Source organism: Eikenella sp. (assembly GCF_057315495.1).
In genome coordinates this window covers 90,693-117,522 of the sequence record NZ_DBHKXY010000010.1, presented here as the reverse complement: position 1 = coordinate 117,522, position 26,830 = coordinate 90,693, and the positions used below count along the sequence as shown (strand labels likewise).

Below are 26,830 nucleotides of genomic sequence, written 5' to 3'. Positions count from 1 at the left end.
GTAGCCTTTTAGTCAATTTGGCTGCGATGCCCGGGCAAACTGTATTACGCTCAACTTTCAGGTAGCCTGCAAGGGATAGCTTGCAACCACAATATTAAGGAAGAGAGTTCAATTCCCCCACCGTTTGCCGTTCCAGTATGCCACATCAAGGCGACCTGAAAGCAGTAATCCCAACGAAATCAAAACAAACGGCTTGAGCGCTTAGGCAGTTAACCTTTCAGGTAGCCTTTCCCAAAATAAAACGCCCGAGCCAAAGCCCGGGCGCATATATTCCAATCAAACCGTTCAGCCGAAGAACATCTTGGAGAACAGCAGGCCGAAGACCAAGCTGAAACCCATGCTCAACAAGCCGGGCAGCATAAAGCTGTGGTTGAAAATATATTTGCCGATTTTCGTCGTGCCCGTACTATCAAAATCGATGGCGGCAATAATCGGGCCGTAGTTCGGAATGAAGAAATAGCCGTTCACCGCCACAAATGTGCCGATGATAATCGGCGCGGGCACGCCCAACGAAATGGCCACCGGAAACAGCGTAGCCACGGTGGCGCCCTGGCTGTTCACCAGCACGGAGAGCACAAACAGCGCAAAGGCAAACGCCCACGGTGCGCTCTGCACCAGGCCGGACACCGCCTGCTGCACTTCGTCCAAATGCCCGTGCATCAGCGTATCGCCCAGCCAGGCCACGCCAAACACAGCAATCACCGCGCGCATACCGGCATGGAACACCGAGCCCTGCGTAATCGCATTGCCATCCGGCTTGCAGGTGAGGATAATCAGCGCGGCAGCGGAAAGCATCACAATTTCAATGGTGTGTGCCATCCCCATCGGCTTATCGTTAAACACCGGGCGCAGCGAAGGCATCGCGCCGAGCAGCACCACCAAAATAGCGGCAAACAGGAAAATCCCCACCGAAATCTTAGCCTTGCCGCTCACTTGCGCATCGGCAGCCACGGTTTCCGTGTCATACAGCTTGCTGTAGGCCGGGTCTTTCAGGCGGCGTTGGTATTCCGGGTCGTCTTTCAGCTCTTTGCCCATGCGGTTTACCAACACGCAGGCAATACCGATGCCGATGATGGTGGAAGGCACGCTCACTTTAAGCACGTCTGCCATCGTAATATGCTGCGGCTCGAGGTAGCTCACGCAAGCCACCACCGCCGCCGCAATCGGGCTGGCCACAATGGAAAATTGCGAAGCAATCACCGCCATCGTGAGCGGGCGCTCCGGGCGGATGCCGTTTTTGCGGCTCACTTCCGCAATCACCGGCAGCACGGAATAGGCCACATGCCCCGTGCCGGCCAAAACGGTGAAGGTGTAGGTAACCATCGGCGCGATAAAAGTGATGTATTTCGGGTTTTTGTGCAGCACGCGGGTGGCGATTTTAATCATATAGTCCAAACCGCCGGCTGCCTGCATCGCCGCCGCTGCCGACACCACCGCCATAATCATCAGCATCACATCAATCGGCGGGCTGGTGGGCTCCAAGCCGAAACCAAATGACAATATTGCCAAACCGATACCGCCGAACACACCCAAGCCGATGCCGCCCACCTGGGCGCCGGCCAAGATGCACAACAGCACCACGGCAAACTGAATAAAAAACTGCGCATGTTGAGCAAAGAAGCTCATTATGGTCTCCAAAGTAAACTTATGTATGCAAAAAGGAGCGCTGAGTTTACCAAAATTTATCCCGGAAATAAAACGGATTTTATTTTCAGGTAGCCTTTATTTAACACAACAAACTGTATATAAAAATAAATTTTTAACTTGTCGCAACCAATCCTATCCTACATATCCTGCCCGGCAAAGCCATCCCTGCTGCATTCCGCACACCGAATAGCAAACATTTCTTAATAAACAAACCAACAAAAATCCCATGCCGGGAAACAGCATGGGAAAGAAATTGGAGCGGGTAACGGGAATCGAACCCGCATAGTCGGCTTGGGAAGCCGGTGCCTTACCATTAGACGATACCCGCAAAACAGAAGTGCGCGCAGTATAGAGGATTTCCCGGCAAACCGCCAGCCCGCGCTAATCACGGAACACCGGCCCGCCCGGCAACCCATCCCGCGCCTGCGCATCGCCGCCCGCCACGCCGGCCGGATAATCCCCATCCAACCGCACATTCTGCCGATAGCCACACCACCCACCAATAGCGGCATATTTATAGTGGATTAACAAAAATCAGGACAAGGCGGCGAGCCGCAGACAGTACACACGTTACGGCAAGGCGAGCCAACGCTGTACTGGTTTTTGTTAATTCACTATAAAAGGGCACCATGCCTCACCACGCCCTATCACACAAAGTTTCAGGTAGCCTTTTCGGTTTGAGGCTACCTGAAACCTATCCCCCGCCCTATTGCTTGGTTATTTTCTATGTTCAGGCTTAAATGCCGGTGAAAGCAAAACTTTTCTTACAAAAGAAACTGTTTGCTGCTGATATTGATTTTCCTCAGGGCATCTATTTCCTCTTCCCCAAGGATTTGGATTCTGCTCAAATTTGGAATAGCCTAATTCCGGCACAAAAACATACATCGTTTTTTCAGCCATCAGTGTGTTGGTTTTGGTATCAATTACCTTGATGGTTGTTCCCGCTATCCAATGTTTGCGGTTTTCCCAAGAAATATCATTTTCATAAGTAACAGCATAACGAGCAGGATGGGATGGGTTAATTTCTTGGTTAAACGGTTTGTCCGTCATGTGCCAATCACCACTATAACGAGTGATAGAACCGTCTTTTTGCAATACGTCAATATAATCATAGTGAACACCAGACCAATCAGGCAGAAAGCTGCCGATATATTCTTCTCTATCAAACTCACTTGGTAACGCCGCATTCTCCCACATCTGGTCTTTCAGCGGATTGTAGAAGCTGTCTTGATACTTCTCGTCATCCCCGCGCACTTTCAGCAGCAGGATGCCGTCCACATTGTCCGCCGTGCGGTAGATCTTCTCGCCGGCGTTTTGGCACAGCTGGTCGAAGCGGGCTTTGGCGGGCTCGTAGTATTGCTTGCGCCATGCCGCCCGTTCGGCTCTCGCCTGCTGCAATTCCTGCTGCCGCTGCGCATCCCACTCTTTTTGCAGAAAATACGGGATAACGAGGAATACAAACAACACAACCAGTGCGGGAACGGGCACCAGCCAGCGGTGTTTCTGCATCCATTGCGGTTTGATGTGGTAGCACACCACAGAGGCAATGATTGCTATCACGATGGCAGCCACGATGCCGATAACTTCCAAAACATTAAACAGGGAATAGAGGAATCGGCCGAGATCGCGCGAGGTGAACATGGGGTAGGGTGTCCTTTGCTTGTTTTGCTGGGTTTTGAATCGGGCTGCCTGTTAGGCTACCTGAAAAGTTTTCGGCATGTTTGGGAAGGGGCTTTCTGATTGCAGACTTGGCTTTTAAGTTTTCGCTTCGCTGAAGTGTCTTAGTTTTCAGGTAGCTTTTCGATTTGCCGCCATATCACTTACAGGCTACCTGAAAATCTTCGCCCTGCATTGAAGCTTACGCTTTCAGGTAGCCTTTACTCCGCCAGCCAGGCCGCCAAGCTGATTAAGCCGTCCAGCATGGCCAGGTGCGGGGCTGTTTGCAGTTGGGCGGGGGTGTGGGCGCCGGTGGTGAGGGCGATGGCGGGGCTTTGGGCGTTGTGCGCCATGTGCAAATCGTGGGTGGTGTCGCCGATTACCAGGGCTTCGGCCGGATGCACGCCCAATTCGTCGCAGATGGAGAGCACCATTTCCGGCTGGGGCTTGGAGGCGCATTCGTCGGCGGTGCGGGTGGCGAGGAAGAGGCTGCGCGTGCCGGTTTCGTCCAGGGCGGCATCGAGCCCGCGCCGGCCTTTGCCGGTGGCCACGGCCAGCCAGTAGTGCTGTTGCAACCGCTGCAGGGTATTGCCTGCGTCGGGGAATAAAACAGTTTGCTCGCGGCGGTGGTGGAATTCGTGCTGATAGGCGCGGATGGCGGCTTCGATTTGCTGTTGGTCCAGCTGCGGGCAGAGGCGGTGTAAGGCATCGTGCAGGCTTAAGCCGATGGTGTTGCGGATATCGGCCTCGGCGGGCGGCGGCCAGCCGAAACGGCAAAAAGAGTTTTGCACACCCTGCACGATTTGGGCGGTGGAATCGGCTAAGGTGCCGTCCCAGTCGAAAATCAATACGCGATACGGTTTCATGGGCATTCCTTGATATGTTGGAAGTTTGGGCTGGCTGAATTTTCAGGTATAGCTAAAATTCTTATTTCTTCCTACTGCGTTGGCTCGCCTGGCATGAAGAAATAATTATTTCAGCTATCCGCCTCACTTGAAGCTGCGCCCTGCGCCGTGCAGCAAGGCGTTAATCATGATTTCATCGGCTTCCGCCTCGGCTTGGCGGCACGCCGTTTCCTGCCGGATGATTTCCTCCAAATCGGCACGGCCGCTCTCGACGGGCTGGGTAATCACCTGCTTGGGGCGCTCCAAAGAAAAGCCTTCCGGCAGGATAACTTTGAATTTGGGCTGTTGATCGTTTTGCTGCATATCTTATCCTTTTTGGCTAAATGGCAAACAGGCTACCTGAAAAACGAAGCCGGAATCATGGGCACACTTTTTTCAGGTAGCCTCTTGTTCCTGCCTCAAGCCCTCCAGCATCTGACGCAACTCTTCCGGCAGCGGCGCGGTGAGCACCAGTATTTCGCCGCTTGCCGGGTGTTCGAGCTCCAAGCGGTGGGCGTGCAGAAACATGCGTTTGAGGCCGAGCTTTTTCAGGCGGCGGTTGGCGGTGTAGTCGCCGTAGCGTTCGTCGCCGGCAATCGGGCAGTTTTGCGACTGCATATGCACGCGGATTTGGTGGGTGCGGCCGGTGCGCAGCGTGGCCTCCACCAGGCTCAGGGCGGAAAGCCCCACTCCATGCAGCGGCGCGCCGCCGAAGGTTTCCAACACGCGGAACAGCGTGTGCGCGCTCTGCCCTTCTTCGCTCACGCGCACCATTTTCTCGCCTGCCGCGCCGGTGTATTTGAACAGCGGCAGCTTCACCTGCCGCACGTCCTGCGGCCACGCGCCCATGCCCAGCGCCAAATATACTTTTTTCGGCTTGTCGTTGCGCCAGGCTTCGTGCAGCTTCACCAATGCGCTGCGCTTTTTGGCCACCACCAATAATCCGCTGGTATCTTTGTCCAGCCGGTGTACCAATTCCAAATAACGCGCCTGCGGCCGGGCGCGGCGCAGCTGTTCGATCACGCCGAAGCTCACGCCGCTGCCGCCGTGCACGGCCACGCCGGAAGGTTTGTCCACCACCAAAAGGTGCTCGTCTTCAAACACAATATCAAACTCGCGCGGCGGCACGGCAGCCTCGGCCGGCTCGGCTTTCTGCGCCAACCGGATCGGCGGAATCCGCACTTCGTCGCCTACGGCCAAGCGGCTGTCGGCAGCGGCGCGTTTTTTGTTCACGCGCACTTCGCCGCCTCGGATGATGCGGTGGATATGGCTCTTGGGCACGCCTTTGAGCAGGCGGATGAGAAAGTTATCCAAACGCTGCCCGGCGGCGGCTTCGTCCACGCTCAAATAATTGACTGAATTTTTGCTAATTGCTGGCATTTTCTCTATAATCCTCTCCCTGCCGACACCGTGCCCAGGCTACCTGAAAGCCAAGCTTCAACGAAGCGAAAAACAAAGGGTGCCGCCGGGTTGGCAAGTTGATTGTTTACTGTTTATTTTATCGTAAAAAGACAATTCCGAACGGCTTTCCTCTGCCTGCCGCGTATTTTGGCGGGCAGATTGAAATAGTAATTGAGTTTACGGCTCCGGCAGCCCAAACGGCCTAAGACGCGACCAGCGCGCCGCCGCACCCACTGCCGGGCTTAAAGAAGACCACAACACCGAATCAATAGCGGATTAAGTTTGAACCAGGGCCAAGCGGCGAGCCGCAATCCAAGCAGTACGGCAAAACAAGCCGGCACGGCCTTGCTTTAAAATTAATCCACTATACCCCGCCGCAAGCGGCCGCTATCCGGCCTGCCGCGGCATTCCAAATCAGCCGCCCATCCGGCGGCCGGCGCGGCAGTGATGCCCGCCCTGCTCTTTCACTACCTTCTTTACCGTTTTCTGCCCGCGCCCGATGCCGGCTGCCCAACCGCCACGGCGGTTGCCGCACACCGCGCTTCAGGACCGCACAACACACGGCTGCCGATTTTAATTTCGTTGAAACTTTGTTTTCAGGTAGCCTTCCCCAGCGGCAGCAAAGCGGCCAAACTAATTACACGCTTCGGAATTGCAAACCAAACAAAAGGTTAGCAACATCATGAAACGTATGTTATTTAACGCCACCCAGGCCGAAGAGCTGCGCGTGGCGATTGTAGACGGGCAAAACCTGCTCGATCTCGACATTGAAACGCTGGGCAAAGAACAGCGCAAAGGCAATATCTACAAAGGCATCATCACCCGCATCGAGCCCTCGCTCGAGGCCTGCTTCGTGGACTACGGCACCGACCGCCACGGTTTCCTCCCCTTCAAAGAAGTTTCCCGCGCCTACTTCCAAGACTACGACGGCGGCCGCGCCCGCATCCAAGACGTATTGCAGGAAGGCATGCAGGTCATCGTGCAGGTGGAAAAAGACGAACGCGGTAACAAAGGTGCCGCGCTCACCACCTTCATCAGCCTGGCCGGCCGCTATCTCGTGCTCATGCCGAACAATCCGCGCGGCGGCGGCATTTCCCGCCGTATCGAAGGCGAAGAGCGCCAAGAGCTCAAAGCCGCCATGAGCGAGCTTGATGTGCCGCACGGCATGAGCCTGATCGCCCGCACCGCCGGCATCGGCCGCAGTGTGGAAGAGCTGCAATGGGATTTCAACTATCTGTTGCAACTGTGGCGCGCCATCGAAGAAGCCGGCAATGCCCATCAAGACCCTTATCTACTCTTTATGGAGAGCTCCCTGCTCATCCGTGCCATCCGCGACCACTACCGTTCCGACATCGGCGAAATCCTCATCGACAACCGCGAAGTGTTCGACCAAGTGCAGGAATTCATGAGCTATGTGATGCCGCACAACGTGGGCAAGCTCAAATACTACGACGACCACATCCCGCTCTTCTCCCGCTTCCAAATCGAGCACCAAATCGAAAGCGCCTTCTCGCGCTCCGTGAGCCTGCCTTCCGGCGGCGCTATCGTAATCGACCACACCGAAGCCCTGGTTTCCGTAGACGTGAACTCCGCCCGCTCCACACGCGGCGCCGACATCGAAGAAACCGCCTTCCAAACCAATATGGAAGCCGCCGAAGAAGTGGCCCGCCAAATGCGCCTGCGCGACTTGGGCGGCCTGATCGTGATCGACTTCATCGACATGGAGAATCCCAAGCACCAACGCGATGTGGAAAACACCTTGCGCGACGCGCTGAGGAAAGACCGCGCCCGCGTGCAGATGGGCAAACTTTCCCGCTTCGGCCTGCTTGAGCTTTCCCGCCAACGCCTGCGCCCCTCCTTGGGCGAAAGCAGCCACGTGGCCTGCCCGCGCTGCGCCGGCACCGGCGTGATCCGCGGCATCGAATCCACCGCCCTGCACGTGTTGCGCATCATCCAAGAAGAAGCGATGAAGGACAACACCGAAGAAGTGCACGCCCAAGTACCGGTGGATGTGGCCACCTTCTTGCTCAACGAAAAACGCGCCGAGCTGTTCGGCCTGGAAGAGCGGCTGGATGTGTCTATCCTGATGATTCCCAACACCCATCTGGAAAACCCGCACTACAACATCACCCGCGTACGCCCCGACGACGTGGACGACGACGCCGAGCCCAGCTACAAACAAGTCGAAATCCCCGAAGAAGACGACAGCCAAAACTTGGAAATCGGCCACCAAGCCAAGCCGGTTAAACCCGAGCCTGCGGTAAAAGGCATCAAACACAGTAGCCCAGCCCCCGTGGTGCAGCAGCCTGCCGAACCCGGCTTGCTGGCCGGTATCGGCGCCTGGTTTGCCAAATTGTTCGGCGGCGGCGAAACCAAGCCCGCCGAAGCCCCCGCAGCCAACAATGGGCGTAATGGCGGCAACCGTAGCAAAGCCCAACAAAACCGCAACCGACGTAACCGCGGCCAGCAGCGCAGCCAAAACGGCAACAACCGCCCGCCGCGCCAGCAAGCTGCCGACGATGCCGAAACCTTGGATAACCGCGCCCCGCAACAGCCGGCTGAAAAATCCGCTGCCGAGCAGCAGTCCAACCCGCGCCAACGCCGCCGCCAACGCAAAGACAGCGATGTTCAGGTAGCCTCGGCCGAAAACGACAAGCTGCAGACTGCTCGCCAAGCGGTTGATATTCCCGAACGCTTTGCTGACGAAACCGGCAACTCTGCAGAAAACCAAGAGCGTGGCAGCGAACGCGGCGATCGCGAGCGCAACAATGAGCGCGGCGAACGCAACGAACGCCGCTCCGGCCGCGACCGCCGCCAAGACAACGGCCAGCGCAACGGCAAAGGCCGAGGACGCCAGCGCAACATCCCCTCGGCGCAGAAAATCATCCAATATCTGGATATTCCGCTGCAAGCCGAGCTGGTGAAATCTGCCGCCGACGTGGTATTAGGCCTGCACACCGAAGCACCCACCCCCGTGCCGCAGCCCGATGAGACCGACAACGACAAACCGCTGGTCATCACCATCCCCGAAATGGCCGATGAAGCCGATGCACCCACCTTCGTGTTTGCCGAAGAAAATGCAGCCGAAGCCGTGGAAACAGCTGAAGCTGTAAATCCGGCTGCTGTTGAGAGCCCGATTGTGGCAATTGCGCAGGAAGAAGCCGTTGCGGTAGAAATCTCATCTGCCGAAACTCAAGCCGCTCCGGAAGCTGCTCCTGCCGATGATTCCATTGCTGCTGCCGCCCAAGCTGTAGAAATAGCAGCGGCAGCCGTGACTCAATCCACACCACCAGCCGCAGCCGAACCTGCTGTTGCCAATCTCGGCGGTTTGGTATTGGTACAAACCGATCCCGCCGCGCTCACCGCCGTTCAGCCCGAGCCCGAGCAGCCCAAAGGCCTGCGCCGCGCCGATGTTGCCCCCGCCGCCCCGGCTGCCGTGCCTGAGCCGCAGCAACTGCAACAAGTGGAAACCCACCGCAGCTGATACAGGCTTTCAGGTAGCCTCAGCAGCCAATAGCAAACCACCCCGAATGATTATTCAGGGTGGTTTTTTATGGTCAATTTCCAGGCTAGCCGGATCTGTATAGCTATTCCAAAGGGAGACAAAGCAAGGCAGCAACCCTCAAAATATGGGCACAATAGCAAGATGAATCCACCGCATTCCTATTGCTCACGACCAACAACATTGCAATTCCGTTATATATCGCTTTCAGCTAGCCTTTCCCAGCTTGCCGGGCTGCCTAAAATCCATCTGTCCGTTTAAGGCAAGCAAGACTAAGGTTTCGCCATTTTTTCCTACGAATTCAATTTCATACTTATCTTGCCCATATATATCCACAATCACGCCGCGTGCGCCGGCGGTCAAGCGGTGCTCAGGGATATCTCGAATCAGTTCAACCACATCCAATAATTGATACGGCATAGCTATTTCCGTTTCTAACGCTAAAACCTTCACACAGCATTGGCTCGCTCTGCTTTACATTTCATTCCTTATCTCGTTAGCAGGAAGCGGCTCTATCTGCAAAGCCGGCCAGATGCCGTGTGGCGGCAGCAGAAGCCGACCTTGGCTATGCAGCCGCTCTTCCAAAGCCAATGCTGCAGGCAAAAAGGTGGACTGGTGCGGCATAGAGGTGATGGCATCATCAATTGTAGTGGTACTTATCCGACAGCCATGTTGTCCTGGCAGCAGGCTACCTGAAACTTGCCACCACACGCTGCCTTCCTGCTCCTCGTGTCCCGACTGTTCATAAGCCCAGCCCAGCAGCACGGTTTGCCCCGGCTCGGCCAGCAATGCGTTCAGCACGGCATACAGCGGGCTGAGGCAATCGGCGGCATCGGCGGCGAGAAACACGCTGTTGCCGCTGCTGCCGAGGATTTGCGCCAGCTGGAACGTGGCGGCGTTGTGGAGGTTGGCCATGAAATCGAGCGGCGAGGGCTGGCTGGCGGCAAGTTTTTGCTGCATCGCGGCCATTCGCGAGGGGGAGCTGAACGGCGAGGCGAGATAAATGGCAGGTTTTTCAGGTAGCCCTTGGCACAGCGGCAAAGCGCCGAGCAGGGCGAGCAAGGTGAAACGGCTCAGGCGGCGGGCATCGATGCCGTATTGCTCGCGCAAAAGGCGGCGCAGTTCGCCATCGGGCTGCTGCAGCTCGGCGATAAAGCGGGCAGTGGCTTGGAGATAGGCCAGTGTTCGGCCTGGATTTAATGGGTTCGACATCATCAGAATACTTTTCAGGTAGCCTCAGCCCTGCCAATCCAACACCCAAGCGCAATGGCTGCCGCCGAAGCCGAGAAAATAGTTCAGATAGCTGCCATTGGGCAGCGGCTGGCCGTGCAGGGTGGGCAGGGGGAAATCGGAGGAGGATACGGGCAGGGGTGGCAGGCGACCTTGTTGCAAGGCTGCGTGATGCAGGGCGGTTTCCAAAGCGGCGGTGGCGCCGAGGGTGTGACCGGTGTAGGGTTTGAACAGCAGGGACGGAGTATGCGGCCAGATTTGGCGGCGCACCTGCTTTTCTACTTCATCGCTCAAGCCGCCGCTGCCGTGGGTTTTCACGCCGCGCAAATCCGGCGCGGCTATTCCGGCGCGGCGCAGGCATTCGGCAAGCAGGCTGTACAGTGGTTCGGCGGAGGAGGCGGTGAGGTTGAGATGGTCAGTTTGCGCGGTGAAACCATGCAGGCGGCAAACGTAATCGCGGTGCGGCCGGGCAGAGAGTGCCAGCGCAGCCATGCCTTCGCCCAACACCAGCCCGCCGGCATTAAGAAACGGCAGCCTGCCCGGCTCAGTGTCGAGCAGGTTCATGGCCTGGAAATGCTCGAAGGTGAGCCGGTTGAAGCTTTCAAAGCCGACCACGATGGCACGTTCGGCCAAGCCGTTTTCGATGCTGCGGGCGGCGTCGAGCAGGGCTTGGGCAGCGGCGGTGCAAGAGGTGGCGAAGCTAAATACGTTGGGGCTGCGTAAACGGGTTTTCAGGTAGCCTGCAATTTCACACAGGGTGTAGTGTTCTTCTTCGGGGCTGGCAGCCGGCGCGGCTTCGCGGTCGGACATCACATAGGAAGTGGAACCGATAAACACAGGAATGCCGGCCAGATTGTCTGCATCCCAGCCGGCCGCGGCGGCGGCTTGGCGGATTTGGGCCTCAATCCAGCCGCACAGCTGCGCCAGCGTGGCCGGCGCGGCGGGGAAGGCGGCAAAATACGGCAGCTCGCGCGGCTGCCCCAGGCCTTGGGCGGTACGGCGGGCGGGCGGCAAGAATAAGGTTTCAGGTAGCCCGAACGGGCGGCTGCCCTGCCCTTGTGCGCACCAATAGCTGCTGCCGCACAAATAGGCGGCGCAGGATGGAGTGTTTGCAGTGTTCATTTTTCAGGTAGCCTCAAGCGGTCTGCCCGGCGTTTCCAGCAATTCCCATTCATACTCCGCCTCATGGATGGCCAGCGCATAGCCGTTTTCAAGATACAGCCCGAAATCGCCGTATTGTTCAAACCAATGATCCAAAGCGGCCTGCAAGGCGGGCAGGGAAATGCGCGCCCAGAAGCCGTTTTCGCTTAAACTTATCCACGCCGTATCGGCCAGCAAGGCACGTATCCGGCGCACCATTTCGGCGCGGGCGGCTTGGTGTTGGGCTTGGTATAGCGGGTGGTCGATGATGCCGTTTTGATGAAACGGGAAGGTGGCTGCGGCCTGGTTAGTAAGCCGATAGATGCCGCTGTCGACAAACCGGCGGGCAATGTCGCCATCTGTGGATTGGATGTCGGCAATGTTTAAAAAGGCATAGCGCTGCCGCAAGCGGGCTTGGGTGTTGCGTTGTTGGAGTTGGATGATTTTCGGATTCATGCGGTGTGCTTAGCGATACGGCAAAGGCTACCTGAAAGCGGGTAGAACGGTTTTTCAGGTAGCCTTTATGCGCCGTGCTGTTCGCGGATAAAGGCGGCCAAATCGCGCACGTTCATCATGTGTTTGCGCACCATGCGGTCGCCGTTGAGGCGCACGCCGTAATGGGCTTGCAGCGCGACGGTGATTTGCAGCGCATCGAGCGAATCGAGGCCGACCGGGCTTTCCGGGCCGAACAGCGGGGAGTCGTCGGCAAAGGCGGCCATGTCCACATCGTCTTGTTTTTCGGTTTCGCGCACAATCAGGTTTTTCAAGGCCTGCTCCAGCGCGGGGGAGCTTAAATCGGGCGTGTTCACTTTAAAATCTCGCTTGGGTTTTGAGTTGGCGGCGGTAGAGTGCGGCGGCGGCGGCAAGGGCAGCCAGGCCGAAGCCGGCCAGGCGCAGCAGCTGTGGGGCGATTTGCGCCAGGGTGTAATGGTTTAACAGCAGTTTCTGGAAGGCGGCCAGCCCCCAGCCCATTGGCGAGAGTTGGGAGAGCTGCTGCATCAGCGCGGGCATGATGTGCACGGGCACCATCACGCCGCCCAGTGCGGCCATGATGATGATGCCGCCGCCGCCCAGCACCACGGCGTGTTCGGTGGTTTTGGCCAATACGCTTACCAAAAGTCCGTAACCCAGCGCGGCCAGGCTCACGGCGCAGGATACGGCGGCATAACCCGCCCAGCCGCCGGCCAGCGCAAAGGCGGGCATGCCGAGCAGGGGCAGCACCCATGCGCCCAGCGCAATCATGCCGGCAAACTGCAACTGATTGATTAAGAAGTAGGGAATCAGCTTGGCGGCCAAGAGCTTCCAAGCGGGGGCACGCGCCATATTCAGGCGGGTGAGCGTGTTGGTCTGCCGCTCCATCGCCATCACGTTGGATAGCGGTATCATGATGAAAAACATGCCAAAAATCAGCCAGGCGGGTACGCTGTGCTGCACAGAATTGGGCTGTTCCACTGCCTCACCCTGCCGGTTGAGATAGGTTTCCTGCCACATTTCGCGCCCGAGATAAGTTTCGATTTGGCCGAACTTATCGTCCAATTCTTTATTCACTTGGTCTTGAATGCGGCGCACGGCGGGATTCTTGTTGTTGTCCAACACGATTTCGTTGCCATCGAAATACTGCGCCAGGCGCGCCCGGGTGTAGTGCTGGCGCATCAGGCCTTTGATGCCAAGCAGCCAGCCGCGGTCGGCATCGGGCTGGAGCCACAGGCGCAGGGGCTGTTCTTTTTCCAGCGGGGTGGCTTCATCGTTTGGATTGAGCAGCAGCAAATCGGCCTCGCCGCGCTGTAAGGCTACCTGAAACTCGGTCAGGCGGCTTTTATCGGCCAGTTGCACTTTCAGCTTCTCGTTTTGCAGGGCTTGCAGAAACTGTTGGTTGAGCTGGCTGCCGGGCTTACCAAGCAGCACGATTTGCGCATCGGGATTGAGGTTTTCCCGGCTGCTGCTCAAGGCGGCCGACATAATCAGCATAAATAGAATCGGCATCACAAACAGCACTGCCACGCCGTGCAAATCGCGGCTGAGCAGCTTGAGTTCTTTGGTGATGGCGGCGGCTAACATGAGGCCAGCCTTGTGGAATGGAATGCTTGCATGGGTTTGATCATATTCGTTTTATGGTTTTCAGGTAGCCTGCTTGGCCAAGAAGTCCAAATAAAAGCTTTCCAGCGAAGCGAAGCCGAAACGGCAGGCTTCGGCGGTATAGCCTTTATTTTGCAACTCGGCCAGCAGCTCGGCAGGCGTATCGGTATCGAAATGCAGCGTGCCGTCGGCAGTGCGGCGGCCTTGCAGCGCGGCCAGCTCGGCATCGGGCAGCGGCGGCACGGTGCGCAGAGCCAAACCGGATTGCTCGCCTTGGCGCAACACTTCGTGCAAGTCGCCGTGATACACCAGCCGTCCGCCGTACAGCAGCGCAATATCGCGGCACAAGAGCTCGATTTCCTGCAAGTAATGCGAGGTGTACACCACCGTGATGCCCTGCTGCGTGAGCGCGGCCACGCTATCCAAAATAAAGCGGCGCGATTCGGGGTCGATGCCCACGGTGATTTCGTCTAAAAAAATCAGCTTGGGGCGGTTGATGAGGCCGATGGCAAAATTCAGCCGCCGCTTCAGCCCGCCGGAGAGGTGTTTGGCCAGCTTGGTGCTGTGTTCGGCCAGGCCGGCCTGCTCCAGCAGGGTTTTCAGGTAGCCTTCGTCGCGCACGGCATACAGCGCGGCGAAAAAGCGCATATTGTCCCACACCGAGAGCAAGGGATAAAAAGCAAAATCCTGCGGCACCAGCGAAATACGCTGCCGCTCTTTAGCCGGCAGCCTGCCCAGCGGCACGCCGTCAAACAAAATCTGCCCGCCTTGCACCGGCAACAGCCCGGCCAAAAGCGACATCAGCGTGGTTTTGCCCGCTCCGTTGGGGCCGAGCAAGCCCAGCGCCGCTCCCTCGGCCACCGGCAGGCTCACGCCGTTGAGCGCATTTTCCCGTGCCTGCGGGTAGCGATAGGTAATTTCCTGTATTTCAATCATAAATTTCTAAATTTTAAGCCAAAGCAACAGCAGCCGCCCATTGTATTCGGCTACCTGAAAAATAAATCGGAATAATAGCCCAAATTCGCTTGAAACTGCCTCCCAAAGTTTCTACAATCGGTTCTCCTTCTCAACTCAACCTCAAAGGATACTGATATGAGTACAATGAAAGCTGCAAGATGGTACGGCCGCCGCGACATCCGCGTGGAAGACGTAGCCGTTCCCGAAATCACACGCCCATCACAAGTGAAAATCGCTGTGAAATACACCGGCATCTGCGGCAGCGACCTGCACGAATACCTCGGCGGCCCTATCTTTATCCCGGTAGAGAAAGAGCACCCCTATTCCGGCCGCAAAGCCCCGCTCACGCTCGGCCACGAATTTGCCGGCGAAATCGTGGAAGTGGGCGCTGGTGTGACCAACGTAAAAGTGGGCGACCGCGTAACCGTTGAGCCGATTTTGGCCAAAGACGGCCTCAAAGGCAAATACAACCTCGACAAAAACCTCGGCTTCGTTGGCCTGGCTGCCGACGGCGGCTTCACCAGCTACTGCGTGGTAGACGGCGAATTGTGCCACAAATTGCCCGACAGCATCGACTACGAACAAGGCGCGCTCACCGAGCCTGCCGCCGTGGCCCTGTATGCCGTGCGCCAGAGCAAACTGAAAGCCGGCGACACCGCTGCCGTATTCGGCTGCGGCCCCATCGGCCTGCTCACCATCGAAGCCCTGCGCGCTGCCGGCGCCACTACCATCTACGCCATCGAGCTTTCTCCTGAGCGTCAGGAAAAGGCCCGCGAGCTGGGTGCCGTGGTCATCGACCCCTCCAAAGTAAACGTAGTAGAACACATCAAAGCCGAAACCGACGGTGGTGTGAATGTATCGTTTGAAGTAACCGGCGTCGCCCCCGTGCTGAAACAGGCTATCGAAGCCGTGGAAAACGACGGCGAATGCGTGATCGTAAGTATTTGGGAAAACGAAGCCTCCATCCACCCGAACGAAATCGTGATCAAGGAAAAAACCGTGAAAGGCATCATCGCCTACCGCGATATTTTCCCCGCTGTGTTGCAATTGATGGAACAAGGCTACTTCCCGAAAGACAAGCTGGTGACCAAACGCATCAAGCTGCAAGACATCGTGAGCGAAGGCTTTGAAGCCCTGGTGAAAGAGAAGAGCCAAGTGAAGATTTTGGTGTCTCCGAACTAAGCACTCGCTTAGCTTAAACCGAACAGCCGCCCGCAGGGAAACTTGCGGGCGGTTTTGTGTGAAAGGCTACCTGAAAAACGGCTTTCAGGTAGCCTTGCGGCATAGCAGAAAACGTGTATAAATCACATCCATCGCTTGCCGCTCCTGGTTAATAGTGCAACAATGCGGCCTGCAAAAAACAGCACAGGCAAACGTCTGCCGGCCGCCTTGTTGATTTGGCCGTTTTACGCTAATTGATTAATCCCTTACCAAGAAAGAAGCCCTATGCCGAACTTCCTCCTCGTGCCCATCGGCACCAAAACCGGCCTCACCAGCATCTCGCTCGGCCTGCTGCGCGCCCTGCAACGCAGCGGCCGCCGTCCGGTGTACTACAAACCGGTATCGTACAAACCCACGCCTGCCGGTGACACCGAAGCCGCCATCGTGTTTGCCAACAAACTGTTCCACCTCAACCCGCCGCCTCCGCAGCCGCTCTCTAAAGTAGAAGAGTTGGTGGGCGCCGGGCGTGATGACGATTTGATCGAGCTGATGGTATCCGACTTCGACCGGGTTACCGCCGCCGAACACGACGTGGCTATTATTGAAGGCGTGGTGCCCGACAGCGAACGCGGTTTCCTCTCCAACAAAAACGCGCAAATCGCCGCCGCGCTCAACGCCAACGTAATCTTGGTGGCCGCTGCCGGCAACCACAGCGCCGAACAGGTGGCCGACCAAATCAACCTAGCCGCGCAGGAATACGCCAACAGCCATACCGATGTGGCCGGCTTCATCATCAACCGCTACCACGGCAACGACAGCAAAGCCTTCGCTGCCGAAGTGGCTGCCAAAGTGCGCAGCGACACCCCCTGCATGGGCGTGCTGCCTTTCGCGCCAGAACAATCGCTGCGCCGCATGGCCGACATTGCGGGCTACCTGAACGCCCAAGTGATTGCCGGCCAAGAGCATTTGGGCAACCGCACCAAAGAAATCGTGGTGGCTGCGCAAAACGCCGCCCACATGCACCACCGCATCACTTCCGGCGCACTGGTGATTACTCCCGGCGACCGTGAAGACATCCTGATGGCTGTTTCGCTGAAAATCCTCAGTGGCGTGCCGGTGGCCGGCCTGCTGCTTACCTGCGGCACCGCGCCTTCGCCTGCCGTACATGGCATCATCAGCCCCGCGCTGAGCCAAAACGTGCCGGTGCTGCTCACCGAACACGACACTTTCGCTACCGCCTACGCACTGGCTCACCAAGACCAAACCATCCCCGCCGACGACACCGAATGCATGGAAACCATGGTGGAATTCGTGGCCGAACATGTTGATGTGGAAGAACTCTGCCGCCACATCGGCCAGCCGCGCCAGCTGCTGATGTCGCCGCCCGCCTTCCGTTTCCGCATGATGGAGCAGGCGCGCGCCGCCAACCGACGCATCGTTCTGCCGGAAGGCGACGAGCCGCGCACCGTGGAAGCCGCCACCATCTGCCAAAGCAAAGGCATCGCCCGCTGCGTGCTCCTGGCCAAACCGGAAGCCGTGCGCGAAGTGGCCGCCAACCGCGGCATTACCCTGCCTGAAGGCTTGGAAATCATCGATCCCGACACCATTCGCGAGCAATACGTCGCCCCGATGGTAGAGCTGCGCAAAAACAAAGGCCTCACCCCCGGCTTGGCACGTCAGGCGCTGGAAGACAGCGTCGTGCTCGGCACCATGATGCTGCAGCAAGACGACGTGGACGGCTTGGTATCTGGCGCGGTACACACCACCGCCAACACTATCCGCCCAGCCCTGCAGCTGATTAAAACCGCCCCCGGCGCCAGCCTGGTGTCCAGCGTGTTCTTCATGCTGATGCCCGAGCAGGTGTTCGTGTATGGCGACTGCGCCGTGAACCCCGAGCCGACCGCCGAAGAGCTGGCCGACATCGCCATCCAGTCGGCCGAATCTGCCAAAGCCTTCGGCATCGATCCCAAAGTGGCCATGATTTCCTACTCCACCGGTACCTCCGGCAGCGGCGCCGATGTGGAAAAAGTGAAAGAAGCCACCCGCCTGGCGCAGGAAAAACGCCCCGACCTGCTCATCGACGGCCCGCTGCAATACGACGCCGCCAGCGTGCCCAGCGTAGGCCGCCAGAAAGCGCCCGACAGCAAAGTAGCCGGCCAAGCCAACGTGTTCGTTTTCCCCGACCTGAACACCGGCAACACCACCTACAAAGCCGTACAGCGCAGCGCCAACGTATTGAGCATCGGCCCCATGCTGCAAGGCCTGCGCAAACCGGTAAACGACCTCTCGCGCGGCGCATTGGTAGACGACATCGTCTACACCATCGCCCTCACCGCGATCCAAGCAGTGCAGATGAGCAAGTAACTGCCCTGCTGGTTTGAAGCATCAAGCAAAAGGCTACCTGAAAACTTCAGGTAGCCTTTGTATTGCAGACAAATACAATGTTTAGAAACGCACGCCGCCTCGAATACCGAAGCTGTGGCGGTTAGTTTTCGGCACTTCGATATTCTCACCTTCGTGGGTAAAGCTGGTGGCTTTATCCCGTGTGTAGCGGTAGTAGGGGCCGAAGGTGAGGCTGGTGCTTTCGCCCAGCTGTTTGTTCACGTCCACGCCCAGGCCGAGGCTGTAGTTGTTTTGTTTGTATTTACCATCGCTGGCATACTCAATCTGTGTATATTGCTCTTCCACTCGGCGGTGTAGGCTGACTTGGGCTTCAGTCCAGGGGGTAATGCTCCAGCCGCTGTCCAGTTGCTGCTCGTATTCCACCTGGGCTTTCAGATACAGGTTGTTGGCACTGATATCGACAGAATCGTCATCGGAATCAATTCGGTGGTTGCGCACATCGATTTTGCCATGGTTGTAGCCCAAACCGCCGCCCACGCGCAGACCGCCGTTTTTGAAGCCGGAGGGAGAGAACAAGTAGCCGGCATATACGTCTACATTATTGGTTTTGGCACCATTAATCACTTTCTCGCCATTGGCTTTCGCATCAGAATCAAGGTATTGATAGCCCAATTCGGTACGAATGGCGTGTTGCTGAGCCAGCGGGATATCGGCGCGGCCTTGCAGGGTAACGCCGTCGCCGGAATATTTGAGCTGATCAATTTTGGCATTTTCGTGTGCGTAGCCGGCGGTTACGGTGTAGCGGCCGTCGTTGATAGGGTGCAACGGCACGCCCTCATCTGCGGGGGCAGCCTGAACAACAGCAGACAAGGCCAACACGGCCAAGGCAATCAGGTTTTTTGCATAATTTTCTCCGGTGTGGATGGAAAGAATACCGTGGAAGCGGTTTGCCGTATCCAACGGTGAGATATTACTGACAAAATCGGTTTAATGCTTTGAGGAAGCAATATTTTCGAGTGCATGATAAATCTTGGTCGAATTGAGCTTCAACTCTGAATGGACAAACCGTCCTATTTTTACTGCCCATCAGGCTTATCAACGTTCAGTGTAGCAAGATAGAGTATTGAAATTTAGAAAAATTAGCACATTATTCTTTTCAGGTAGCCTTTATCCATCAGCCTTCATACCCGTTCGGATTACCACTTTGCCAGCGCCAAGAATCACGCATCATGTCGTCTAGGCTGCGCTCGGCATACCAGCCCAGCTCAGCAGCGGCGCGGGTGGGGTCGGCATAGCATTCTGCGATGTCACCCGCGCGGCGGGGTTTGACGGCATAGGGGATTTTTTTGCCCGAGGCGGCTTCGAAGGCACGGATGATTTCCAACACAGATGAGCCTTTGCCGGTGCCGAGGTTGTAGATGTGCACGCCTGCTTCGCGGCTTTTTTTATCGAGGGCGGCCACGTGGCCGAGCGCCAGATCGACAACGTGGATATAGTCGCGCACGCCGGTGCCATCGGGAGTGGTGTAGTCGTCGCCGAATACGGAGAGTTCGGCCAGTTTGCCGGCAGCCACTTGGCAAACGTAGGGCAACAAATTATTCGGAATACCGTTGGGCTGCTCGCCGATGCGGCCGCTGGGGTGTGCGCCGATGGGGTTGAAATAACGCAGCAAAATCACACTCCACTCAGGGTCGGCCGTGTGGAGGTCGGCCATCATGCGCTCCATCATCTGTTTGGATGCGCCATAGGGATTGGTGGCTTCGCCGATGGGGGCGCTTTCGGTAATCGGCACGGTGTCCGGGTCGCCGTACACGGTGGCGGAGGAGCTGAACACGATGCTTTTCACGCCCGCGCGCTGCATTTCTTCCAGCAGGATAAGGCTGCCTGAAACGTTGTTGCTGTAATACTCAAGCGGTTTTTTCACGCTCTCGCCCACGGCTTTGAGGGCGGCGAAGTGGATGACGGATTGGATGGGGTGTTCGGCAAAAATGCGGCGCAGTAATCCGCGGTCGCGGATGTCGCCCTGATAAAAGGCAAGAGTGTGGCCAGTAATTTCGGCGATGCGGTCGATAACTTGGGGCGAGGCGTTGCAGAGGTTATCGACAATCACCGGACTGTGGCCGGCTTGGATAAGCTCAACTACGGTGTGCGAGCCGATAAAGCCGGCACCGCCGGTAACGAGGATGGTGGACATGGGTTTCTCTCTAGCTTTTGATGACAATATATTAATGGCTATTCTTAACTTATAAAAACTTGCTGTCTTCGCTTTCAGGTAGCCTTGCTTTGCTACCGCAGCAATGCCTTACAACATCCCGATTCCCGACACTTCCCGCGCCAGCCGGGCGGCGGCATTGTCGGTCATACCGCCGACGAAATCGAGGATTTTCATGTAGGCGGTGTAGAGTGTGTCTTGTTCGTTCAACGGGTCGTCGCGCAGCAGCTCCAAGGCCAGCGATTGGCGGGTGCCGATGTGTGCTTTGGTGATGTAGGCGAAGGCAGCGGGCACGAGCAGGTTGAGAATCGAACCGATACAGGGGAAGGCGGCGATTTCGGTAATCAGCTTGCTCTGATGGCGAAACACGCGGGTGCGTGCCAGCTCTTTGGCCCGTTCCAGCGAATCGCGCACTTCGGGCGTGCACACGCTGAGCAGGTCTTTGCCTTGGAAGCTCCCGGCAAGCAGATCGGCATGGTGCAGCATAAAGGTTTGCGCCATATCGTCGATGGCGCGGCCGATGGCCATGCCGCGCAGCATGGCGCAACGCTGGCGGGCGGATTGCTCCGGCCAGAGTTTGTCGATGTGCACCATGCCCTGCAATACGTTTTCCACTTCGCGGTCGTCCAACAAGCCGAGCTCCACCGCGTCTTCCAAGTCCAAGAGCGCATAGCAGATGTCGTCTGCCGCCTCCATCAGATAAGACAGGGGGTGGCGGCTCCAATGGTGTGCGGCAATTTCAGGTAGCCCCAATTCGGCGGCCACACATTCGATAAACGGCAGCTCGGTTTGATAAATATTAAATTTTTTCAAACCCTGCGGCGCGGAGGTAGTCCACGGGTATTTGAGCAGCGCGCCGATGGAGGCGGCGGTAAGCCGCATGCCGCCGCGATGCTGATACATTTCCAGGTTGGCCAAAATGCGCAGGCTGTGGGCATTGCCTTCGTAGGTTTGCACGTCGCGCCGTTCGGCTTCGGCCAGGTGTTTCAGGTAGCCTGCATGCTCGGGATTGCGGAACCAATCACGCAGCGCCTCTTCGCCGGTGTGGCCGAAAGGCGGGTTGCCCATATCGTGCGCGAGGCAGGCCACCTGCACCACGGCGCCGATATCGGAAGGCGTATTCTCCGGCGGCAAGAAACCGCCCTTGGCCAGCATCACGCCCACGCGGTTGCCCAAGCTGCGCCCCACGCTGGCCACTTCCACGCTGTGGGTGAGGCGGTTGTGGGTATGGTCGTGCTCGGCGAAGGGGTGCACCTGCGTTTTGCGCCCCAGCCGCCGGAACGAGCCGGAAAACACCACGCGGTCGTAATCGATGTGGAAATCGGTGCGCAGCGCATCCGCGCCTTCTTGGCTGGATGGGGTAACGGTGGCCACCAGCCGGCCGTTCTCGGGCTTGAAACGCTTGGTGCTGAGCAGTTGCTGCCAGTTCATGTTGGTCCTTTGGTTTGGCTGGATAAATTGAGGCTACCTGAAAACTAAGCCTGCGGTTTTCAGGTAGCCTCTTTGCGCTTTAGCGGGTTACCGGTTTGTAGCGGATACGTTTCGGTTTCGCGCCCTCTTCGCCCAAACGGCGTTTCTTGTCGGCTTCGTATTCCTGATAGTTGCCGTCGAAGAACACCCATTTCGAATCGCCTTCGCAAGCCAAGATATGCGTGGCAATGCGGTCGAGGAACCAGCGGTCGTGCGAAATGACCATCACGCTGCCGGCAAATTCCAGCAATGCGTCTTCCAGCGCGCGCAGGGTTTCCACGTCGAGGTCGTTGGACGGTTCGTCCAGCAGCAACACATTGCCGCCACTCAACAAAGTTTTTGCCAAGTGCAAACGCCCGCGTTCGCCGCCGGAAAGCTGCCCCGCGATTTTGCTTTGGTCGCTACCTTTGAAGTTGAAACGACCCAAATATTGGCGTGCGGGGATTTCAAATTGCCCCACCTGCAAAATGTCGCGGCCTTCGGCAATGTTGTCGAACACGGTTTTATCGTTTTGCAAACCTTCGCGGCTTTGGTCAATCAGGCTCATTTTCACGGTTTGCCCAATTTTCACTTCGCCCGAATCGGGCTGCTCTTTGCCTGAAATCATTTTAAACAGCGTCGATTTACCCGCACCGTTCGGGCCGATGATGCCGACAATCGCGCCCGCAGGCACTTTGAAGCTCAAATCGTCAATCAGCACTTTATCGCCGAACGATTTGGAAACGTTCACAAATTCAATCACTTCGTTACCCAAACGCTCGGCAACAGGGATAAAGATTTCCTGCGTTTCATTGCGTTTTTGGTATTCGTAGTTGCTCATTTCTTCAAAACGCGCCAAACGCGCTTTGGACTTGGCTTGGCGGCCTTTGGCATTTTGGCGCACCCATTCCAATTCCTGCTTCATCGCCTTCACGCGCGCAGCTTCGGATTTCGCCTCGTTTTCCAAGCGTTTTTCTTTCTGCTCCAGCCAAGACGAGTAATTGCCTTTCCACGGAATGCCGTGGCCTCGGTCGAGTTCCAAAATCCACTCGGCGGCGTTGTCGAGGAAATAGCGGTCGTGCGTTACCGCGACCACCGTGCCGGGGAAGCGCACGAGGAATTGTTCCAGCCATTCCACCGATTCCGCATCCAAGTGGTTGGTCGGCTCGTCCAGCAGTAGCATATCGGGTTTGCTCAACAAGAGTTTGCACAAGGCAACGCGGCGTTTTTCACCGCCGGACAGATTGCCGATTTTGGCATCCCATTCAGGTAGCCTCAACGCATCGGCAGCGATTTCCAATTCGTGCTCCGCACCGCCGCCCGTGGACGAACCCGCCGCAATAATCGCTTCCAAACGGCCCTGCTCTTCCGCCAGCGCGTCAAAATCTGCATCAGGATTGGCGTACTCGGCATATACCTCTTCCAAACGTTTCTGCGCCGCGGCCACTTCGCCCAAACCGCTTTCCACTTCCTCGCGCACGGTTTTTTCGGGATCAAGCTCCGGCTCTTGCGGCAGATAGCCGATTTTGATGCCGCCCATCGGCACGGCTTCGCCCTCGAATTCCTTATCCACGCCCGCCATAATCCGCAGCACGGTGGACTTGCCCGCGCCGTTCAAACCGAGCAGGCCGATTTTCGCGCCGGGGAAGAAGGAAAGGGAAATATCTTTAATGATGGTTTTCTGCGGCGGCACAACCTTGCTCACGCGCAGCATGGAATAGACGTATTGCGACATAACAACTCCTCGAAAATAGGGGAAACAGGCAAATGGGTAAATGCCGCCGATTCTAACCGAAAAAAGCATTTCAGGCAGCCGAAAGGCTACCTGAAAATACAGGTCGACTGCGTTTCTGAGAAAAAGAAATTTTTCAGGTAGCCTCTCCCCCTCTTGAGGCTACCTGAAAACTGACATCATCTATCCGGCAGCAAAAAACGGCGTTTGCAGCCCGGTTTGCACACAGCCCTTTCAGCCTGCCCGCTCTTGCCTTACAATGCCGCCCGTTCTTTCTATTTGCGGTTTTCCCATGCTTGCCAGCCTGATTGATTTCGTTCTGCATATCGACCAACACCTCATCGAGCTCACCCAAACCTACGGCCTGTGGATTTATGCCATCCTGTTCCTCATCGTGTTTTGCGAAACCGGGCTGGTGGTTACGCCCTTTCTGCCGGGTGATTCGTTCTTGTTTGCTGCCGGCGCGGTGGCGGCGCTGGGCGGGATGAATGTGCATATCGCGGCCGCGCTGCTCTTGGCGGCAGCGGTAATCGGCGATGCGGTAAACTTCGCCATCGGCAAGTATTTCGGCGAAAAGCTGTTTGCCAAACCGGATTCGCGCGTGTTCAAACGCGAGTATCTGGATAAAACCCATGCTTTCTACGAAAAATACGGCGGCAAAACGATTATTCTGGCGCGATTCGTGCCGATTGTGCGCACCTTTGCGCCCTTCGTAGCGGGTATGGGCAATATGCATTACGGCCGCTTTATCCGCTACAATATCATCGGCGCGCTGATGTGGGTGGGGCTGCTCACTTATGCGGGCTACTTCTTCGGCGAGCTGCCGGTGGTGAAAAATAATTTCGGCTTGGTGGCGATCGGCATTATCGTGGTGTCCGTGCTACCGATGGCAGTGGAAATCGCCAAGGCCAAATGGGGGAAGAAGGCTTAGTCTGCCGCTCCTGCTTCATTTTCAGGTAGCCTCTTACCATAGCGAATTAACATGGCGGCAAGCCAACGCAGTAGCAGTCTTATTGTCATTCACTCTATTTTTAAACGGCTAATTTCTTTTCAGGTAGCCTTCACGTTTTCCTATGATTTATCCTTGGCATGAATCCGCTTGGCGGCAGTTGGCTGCCCAATGGGGCAACCGCCCCAACGCCTGGCTGCTCACCGGCCGGCGCGATACCGGCAAAACCGCGTTTGCCCGCCATCTGGCGCAGGCGCTGTTGTGCGAACAGCCGCAGGCCGAACACCAGCCATGCGGCAGCTGCCCTTCCTGCCATCTGTTCGCCCAAGGCAGCCATCCGGACTACTACGAACTCGCGCCCGAGCTGCCTGCCGAAGGCGAAAGCGCGCGCAAGCTGCTGCAAATCAAAATCGATGCCGTGCGCGCCGTGCTATCGCCACTGCTGCAAAGCTCCGTGCGCGGCGGACTGCGCGTGGTGCTGGTGCAGCCAGCGGAAACCATGAACACCCAAGCCGCCAACGCGCTGCTGAAAATGCTGGAAGAGCCGCCCGCATCGGTGGTATTTCTCTTGGTTACCCACAACAAAGACCGCTTGCTGCCCACCATTAAAAGCCGCTGCCGCCCCTTCCTGCTGCCCGCCCCGAGTGCAGAAGAAGCCTTAGGCTACCTGAAAACGCAAAACACCCCCCAAGCCGAAGCCCTGCTCGCCTTCCACAGCGGCGCCCCGCTGTTTGCAGCCGAGCCGGAGCAAGACGCCATGCGCGAAGAGCTGTGCCAACTGCTGGCCAAACCGCGCCTGTTGGCCATGCTGGATTACGCCGCCGCCTTCGACAAGCAAAAATGGCCGCTAGCCGTGTTTCTCGACTGGCTGCACAAATGGCTGGCCGACACCGCGCTCGCCCAACAAAACCTGCCCCCGCTCTACTACCCGCAACACCAAGCCGCCATTTTTCAGGTAGCCTCCCGCACCCGGGGGACAACCTTATTCCAACTGGTACACACCCTAAACCGCCTCAGCCCTTACGGCCGGCACACCTTAAGTGTTAGAATGCAGGTTGAAAATTTATTAACCAACTACCTTGCTTTCTGGCAAAACAAACCGCTTTAAGAAAACAAGCCCGTTATTTATTTTGTATAAACGTTACTTACTTAAAACAAGGAAATACCCATGAGCACACCCGCCGACAGCGCCCCCGGCCGCATGATGAGCGTCAGCCTCAAAGACAAACCCATCGCCTACTACAGCTACATGCCGTTTCTGGAGCATGGCGGCATTTTCGTGCCCACCAACGACGAATTAAAAATGGGCGAAGAAGTGCTGTTGGTATTGGAACTGTTTGACAATCCGGAAAAATTCTTCCTGCGCACCCGCGTAGTGTGGATCAACCTCAGCCGCACCACCAACGGCCAGCCGCAAGGCGTAGGCCTCGCTTTCGGCGACGACGAAACCGGCATCAAATGTAAAAACTACATCGAAGACCAACTGCCCGGCCTGGTGCACACCGACCGCGCCACCTACACCATGTAGCCATGCTGATCGATTCGCACTGCCACCTCAACTTCCCCGACCTCGCCCAAAGGCTACCTGAAGTCCTCGCCAACATGGCCGAGGCCGGCGTGGATAAAGCCATCGCCATCAGCGTGAGCCGGCAGAGCTTCGAAGAAGTGCACGCCATCGCCCAAAAACATCCCAACATCTATGCCACAGTCGGCATCCACCCCGACGACCCGGAAGCCGAAGAATTCAGCCTGGAAGAACTGCTGGAACGCGCCGCCCGGCCCAAAGTGGTGGCCATCGGCGAAACCGGCTTGGATTATCATTGGTGCAAAGGCGATCTGGCCTGGCAGCACCAACGTTTCATCCTGCACATCGAAGCTGCCAACCGCAGCGGCCTGCCGCTTGTCGTCCACACCCGCGATGCCGCCGCCGATACCATGCGGCTGCTGCGCGAACACCAAGCCCGCGCAGGCGTTATCCACTGCTTCACCGAAGACGTGCGTATTGCCAAATTGGCGCTGGACTTAGGCTTCTACATCTCCTTCTCCGGCATCGTTACCTTCAAAAACGCCACCGCCATCCAAGAAGCCGCCCGCTACGTGCCGCTCGACAGGCTGCTGGTGGAAACTGATGCCCCCTACCTTGCGCCCGTGCCCAAACGCGGTAAACCCAACGAACCGGCCTACGTCCGCCACACCGCCGCCTTCGTTGCCCAGCTGCGCGGCGACAGCTTGGAAAATATCGCCCAAGCCACCACCGCCAACTGCCTGCGGCTGTTCAATAAAATCTGCACGGCGGCTTGAGATCTGTTGGGTACACACGGCTTCTGCTGAAAATCTGTAGCATCCGTGTGGTTTAGTCGTACTAAATCGGCATACCGAAGCCACATCGGATCATCCCAATCCGAAATAAAATAAAAAGGCTACCTGAAATCTTTCAGGTAGCCTTTTAACATTGCAGAGAGCAGGCCAAACATTTATACCAAACCAGCTG

Annotated in this window: 25 protein-coding genes and 1 tRNA gene; 7 read left to right on the top strand and 19 right to left on the bottom strand. The window is 57.1% G+C overall.

The annotated features are described in order from the left end of the window. Window positions 1-285: 285 nt before the first annotated feature. The 8 genes from ACO6EE_RS01935 to ACO6EE_RS01900 all read right to left on the bottom strand — a co-directional run bounded on the left by ACO6EE_RS01935 (window position 286) and on the right by ACO6EE_RS01900 (window position 6,125). Complete coding sequence (locus tag ACO6EE_RS01935; protein WP_485958836.1) at window positions 286-1,626, bottom strand: anaerobic C4-dicarboxylate transporter; 1,341 nt, start codon at window positions 1,624-1,626, stop codon at window positions 286-288. Between the two features lie 275 nt (window positions 1,627-1,901). Continuing rightward, a tRNA-Gly gene (locus tag ACO6EE_RS01930) sits at window positions 1,902-1,975 on the bottom strand. A gap of 53 nt (window positions 1,976-2,028) precedes the next feature. After that, window positions 2,029-2,178 carry a hypothetical protein gene (locus tag ACO6EE_RS01925; protein ID WP_485958835.1) on the bottom strand — a complete coding sequence of 50 codons (150 nt, stop codon included), beginning with the start codon at window positions 2,176-2,178 and terminating at the stop codon, window positions 2,029-2,031. A 186-nt stretch (window positions 2,179-2,364) separates the two neighbouring features. Continuing rightward, the gene (locus tag ACO6EE_RS01920; protein WP_485958834.1) at window positions 2,365-3,288 is read right to left on the bottom strand and encodes a hypothetical protein; all 924 of its coding nucleotides are present in this window, start codon (window positions 3,286-3,288) and stop codon (window positions 2,365-2,367) included. Window positions 3,289-3,524: 236 nt separating this feature from the next. Beyond that, window positions 3,525-4,169 (bottom strand): HAD-IA family hydrolase, encoded by a 645-nt coding sequence (locus ACO6EE_RS01915; protein ID WP_485958833.1) that lies wholly within the window; start codon window positions 4,167-4,169, stop codon window positions 3,525-3,527. 123 nt (window positions 4,170-4,292) lie between these two features. Beyond that, window positions 4,293-4,511 (bottom strand): hypothetical protein, encoded by a 219-nt coding sequence (locus ACO6EE_RS01910; protein WP_485958831.1) that lies wholly within the window; start codon window positions 4,509-4,511, stop codon window positions 4,293-4,295. Between the two features lie 72 nt (window positions 4,512-4,583). After that, entirely contained in the window at window positions 4,584-5,567 is a 984-nt protein-coding gene (locus ACO6EE_RS01905; RefSeq protein ID WP_485958829.1) for an RluA family pseudouridine synthase, read from the bottom strand. A gap of 435 nt (window positions 5,568-6,002) precedes the next feature. Further along, window positions 6,003-6,125, bottom strand: a complete 123-nt coding sequence (locus tag ACO6EE_RS01900; RefSeq protein WP_485958828.1) for a hypothetical protein — start codon at window positions 6,123-6,125, stop codon at window positions 6,003-6,005. A gap of 145 nt (window positions 6,126-6,270) precedes the next feature. Between ACO6EE_RS01900 and ACO6EE_RS01895 the strand changes: the two genes are divergently transcribed. Then, window positions 6,271-9,072 (top strand): Rne/Rng family ribonuclease, encoded by a 2,802-nt coding sequence (locus ACO6EE_RS01895; protein ID WP_485958826.1) that lies wholly within the window; start codon window positions 6,271-6,273, stop codon window positions 9,070-9,072. Window positions 9,073-9,297: 225 nt separating this feature from the next. On the opposite strand, the gene ACO6EE_RS01890 is transcribed toward ACO6EE_RS01895, so the two are convergent. The 7 genes from ACO6EE_RS01890 to ACO6EE_RS01860 form a co-directional block, all read right to left on the bottom strand. Then, on the bottom strand, window positions 9,298-9,510 hold the full coding sequence (locus tag ACO6EE_RS01890; RefSeq protein WP_485958824.1) for a DUF4926 domain-containing protein: 213 nt from the start codon (window positions 9,508-9,510) through the stop codon (window positions 9,298-9,300). Window positions 9,511-9,564: 54 nt separating this feature from the next. Then, complete coding sequence (locus ACO6EE_RS01885; protein ID WP_485958822.1) at window positions 9,565-10,305, bottom strand: hypothetical protein; 741 nt, start codon at window positions 10,303-10,305, stop codon at window positions 9,565-9,567. Window positions 10,306-10,326: 21 nt separating this feature from the next. Further along, window positions 10,327-11,442 (bottom strand): beta-ketoacyl synthase N-terminal-like domain-containing protein, encoded by a 1,116-nt coding sequence (locus tag ACO6EE_RS01880; protein WP_485958821.1) that lies wholly within the window; start codon window positions 11,440-11,442, stop codon window positions 10,327-10,329. A 3-nt stretch (window positions 11,443-11,445) separates the two neighbouring features. After that, complete coding sequence (locus ACO6EE_RS01875; RefSeq protein ID WP_485958819.1) at window positions 11,446-11,916, bottom strand: hypothetical protein; 471 nt, start codon at window positions 11,914-11,916, stop codon at window positions 11,446-11,448. 65 nt (window positions 11,917-11,981) lie between these two features. Further along, on the bottom strand, window positions 11,982-12,269 hold the full coding sequence (locus tag ACO6EE_RS01870; RefSeq protein ID WP_485958818.1) for an acyl carrier protein: 288 nt from the start codon (window positions 12,267-12,269) through the stop codon (window positions 11,982-11,984). Window position 12,270: 1 nt separating this feature from the next. Further along, complete coding sequence (locus ACO6EE_RS01865) at window positions 12,271-13,518, bottom strand: ABC transporter permease (protein ID WP_485958817.1); 1,248 nt, start codon at window positions 13,516-13,518, stop codon at window positions 12,271-12,273. Window positions 13,519-13,578: 60 nt separating this feature from the next. Continuing rightward, window positions 13,579-14,472, bottom strand: a complete 894-nt coding sequence (locus ACO6EE_RS01860) for an ABC transporter ATP-binding protein (RefSeq protein WP_485958816.1) — start codon at window positions 14,470-14,472, stop codon at window positions 13,579-13,581. Window positions 14,473-14,628: 156 nt separating this feature from the next. Here ACO6EE_RS01860 and ACO6EE_RS01855 point away from each other — a divergent pair, with 156 nt between their 5' ends. Together ACO6EE_RS01855 and pta are read left to right on the top strand one after the other, a co-directional pair. Then, a complete protein-coding gene (locus ACO6EE_RS01855; protein WP_023887256.1) occupies window positions 14,629-15,675 on the top strand; it encodes a 2,3-butanediol dehydrogenase in 1,047 nt (348 codons plus the stop codon). Window positions 15,676-15,939: 264 nt separating this feature from the next. Beyond that, the gene (gene pta, locus ACO6EE_RS01850; protein WP_485958815.1) at window positions 15,940-18,018 is read left to right on the top strand and encodes a phosphate acetyltransferase; all 2,079 of its coding nucleotides are present in this window, start codon (window positions 15,940-15,942) and stop codon (window positions 18,016-18,018) included. A gap of 81 nt (window positions 18,019-18,099) precedes the next feature. On the opposite strand, the gene ACO6EE_RS01845 is transcribed toward pta, so the two are convergent. The 4 genes from ACO6EE_RS01845 to ettA form a co-directional block, all read right to left on the bottom strand. Beyond that, window positions 18,100-18,957 (bottom strand): outer membrane beta-barrel protein, encoded by an 858-nt coding sequence (locus ACO6EE_RS01845; protein ID WP_485958814.1) that lies wholly within the window; start codon window positions 18,955-18,957, stop codon window positions 18,100-18,102. 214 nt (window positions 18,958-19,171) lie between these two features. Further along, entirely contained in the window at window positions 19,172-20,191 is a 1,020-nt protein-coding gene (gene galE, locus ACO6EE_RS01840) for a UDP-glucose 4-epimerase GalE (protein ID WP_485958812.1), read from the bottom strand. Between the two features lie 108 nt (window positions 20,192-20,299). Next, on the bottom strand, window positions 20,300-21,640 hold the full coding sequence (locus ACO6EE_RS01835; protein WP_088383668.1) for a deoxyguanosinetriphosphate triphosphohydrolase: 1,341 nt from the start codon (window positions 21,638-21,640) through the stop codon (window positions 20,300-20,302). A gap of 79 nt (window positions 21,641-21,719) precedes the next feature. After that, the gene (gene ettA / locus ACO6EE_RS01830; protein ID WP_064086157.1) at window positions 21,720-23,393 is read right to left on the bottom strand and encodes an energy-dependent translational throttle protein EttA; all 1,674 of its coding nucleotides are present in this window, start codon (window positions 23,391-23,393) and stop codon (window positions 21,720-21,722) included. A 289-nt stretch (window positions 23,394-23,682) separates the two neighbouring features. Between ettA and ACO6EE_RS01825 the strand changes: the two genes are divergently transcribed. From ACO6EE_RS01825 to ACO6EE_RS01810, 4 genes are all read left to right on the top strand, one after another. Beyond that, window positions 23,683-24,321, top strand: coding sequence for a DedA family protein (locus ACO6EE_RS01825; RefSeq protein WP_485958809.1), 639 nt, complete (start codon window positions 23,683-23,685; stop codon window positions 24,319-24,321). A 142-nt stretch (window positions 24,322-24,463) separates the two neighbouring features. After that, the gene (holB, locus tag ACO6EE_RS01820; protein ID WP_485958808.1) at window positions 24,464-25,447 is read left to right on the top strand and encodes a DNA polymerase III subunit delta'; all 984 of its coding nucleotides are present in this window, start codon (window positions 24,464-24,466) and stop codon (window positions 25,445-25,447) included. 60 nt (window positions 25,448-25,507) lie between these two features. Continuing rightward, complete coding sequence (locus ACO6EE_RS01815) at window positions 25,508-25,867, top strand: PilZ domain-containing protein (RefSeq protein ID WP_485958807.1); 360 nt, start codon at window positions 25,508-25,510, stop codon at window positions 25,865-25,867. Window positions 25,868-25,869: 2 nt separating this feature from the next. Beyond that, on the top strand, window positions 25,870-26,640 hold the full coding sequence (locus ACO6EE_RS01810) for a TatD family hydrolase (protein WP_485958806.1): 771 nt from the start codon (window positions 25,870-25,872) through the stop codon (window positions 26,638-26,640). Window positions 26,641-26,830 lie beyond the last annotated feature (190 nt).

Excerpts from the sequence above, each read along its gene's own strand:
- pta (WP_485958815.1), top strand. The coding sequence starts at position 15,940 with ATGCCGAACTTCCTCCTCGTGCCCATCGGCACCAAAACCGGCCTCACC.
- ACO6EE_RS01890 (WP_485958824.1), bottom strand. The coding sequence starts at position 9,510 with ATGCCGTATCAATTATTGGATGTGGTTGAACTGATTCGAGATATCCCT.
- ACO6EE_RS01880 (WP_485958821.1), bottom strand. The coding sequence starts at position 11,442 with ATGAACACTGCAAACACTCCATCCTGCGCCGCCTATTTGTGCGGCAGC.
- ACO6EE_RS01860 (WP_485958816.1), bottom strand. The coding sequence starts at position 14,472 with ATGATTGAAATACAGGAAATTACCTATCGCTACCCGCAGGCACGGGAA.
- ACO6EE_RS01905 (WP_485958829.1), bottom strand. The coding sequence starts at position 5,567 with ATGCCAGCAATTAGCAAAAATTCAGTCAATTATTTGAGCGTGGACGAA.
- ACO6EE_RS01910 (WP_485958831.1), bottom strand. The coding sequence starts at position 4,511 with ATGCAGCAAAACGATCAACAGCCCAAATTCAAAGTTATCCTGCCGGAA.
- holB (WP_485958808.1), top strand. The coding sequence starts at position 24,464 with ATGATTTATCCTTGGCATGAATCCGCTTGGCGGCAGTTGGCTGCCCAA.
- ACO6EE_RS01920 (WP_485958834.1), bottom strand. The coding sequence starts at position 3,288 with ATGTTCACCTCGCGCGATCTCGGCCGATTCCTCTATTCCCTGTTTAAT.
- ACO6EE_RS01825 (WP_485958809.1), top strand. The coding sequence starts at position 23,683 with ATGCTTGCCAGCCTGATTGATTTCGTTCTGCATATCGACCAACACCTC.
- ACO6EE_RS01865 (WP_485958817.1), bottom strand. The coding sequence starts at position 13,518 with ATGTTAGCCGCCGCCATCACCAAAGAACTCAAGCTGCTCAGCCGCGAT.
- ACO6EE_RS01810 (WP_485958806.1), top strand. The coding sequence starts at position 25,870 with ATGCTGATCGATTCGCACTGCCACCTCAACTTCCCCGACCTCGCCCAA.
- ACO6EE_RS01815 (WP_485958807.1), top strand. The coding sequence starts at position 25,508 with ATGAGCACACCCGCCGACAGCGCCCCCGGCCGCATGATGAGCGTCAGC.
- ACO6EE_RS01835 (WP_088383668.1), bottom strand. The coding sequence starts at position 21,640 with ATGAACTGGCAGCAACTGCTCAGCACCAAGCGTTTCAAGCCCGAGAAC.
- ACO6EE_RS01895 (WP_485958826.1), top strand. The coding sequence starts at position 6,271 with ATGAAACGTATGTTATTTAACGCCACCCAGGCCGAAGAGCTGCGCGTG.
- galE (WP_485958812.1), bottom strand. The coding sequence starts at position 20,191 with ATGTCCACCATCCTCGTTACCGGCGGTGCCGGCTTTATCGGCTCGCAC.
- ettA (WP_064086157.1), bottom strand. The coding sequence starts at position 23,393 with ATGTCGCAATACGTCTATTCCATGCTGCGCGTGAGCAAGGTTGTGCCG.
- ACO6EE_RS01875 (WP_485958819.1), bottom strand. The coding sequence starts at position 11,916 with ATGAATCCGAAAATCATCCAACTCCAACAACGCAACACCCAAGCCCGC.
- ACO6EE_RS01915 (WP_485958833.1), bottom strand. The coding sequence starts at position 4,169 with ATGAAACCGTATCGCGTATTGATTTTCGACTGGGACGGCACCTTAGCC.
- ACO6EE_RS01935 (WP_485958836.1), bottom strand. The coding sequence starts at position 1,626 with ATGAGCTTCTTTGCTCAACATGCGCAGTTTTTTATTCAGTTTGCCGTG.
- ACO6EE_RS01885 (WP_485958822.1), bottom strand. The coding sequence starts at position 10,305 with ATGATGTCGAACCCATTAAATCCAGGCCGAACACTGGCCTATCTCCAA.
- ACO6EE_RS01855 (WP_023887256.1), top strand. The coding sequence starts at position 14,629 with ATGAGTACAATGAAAGCTGCAAGATGGTACGGCCGCCGCGACATCCGC.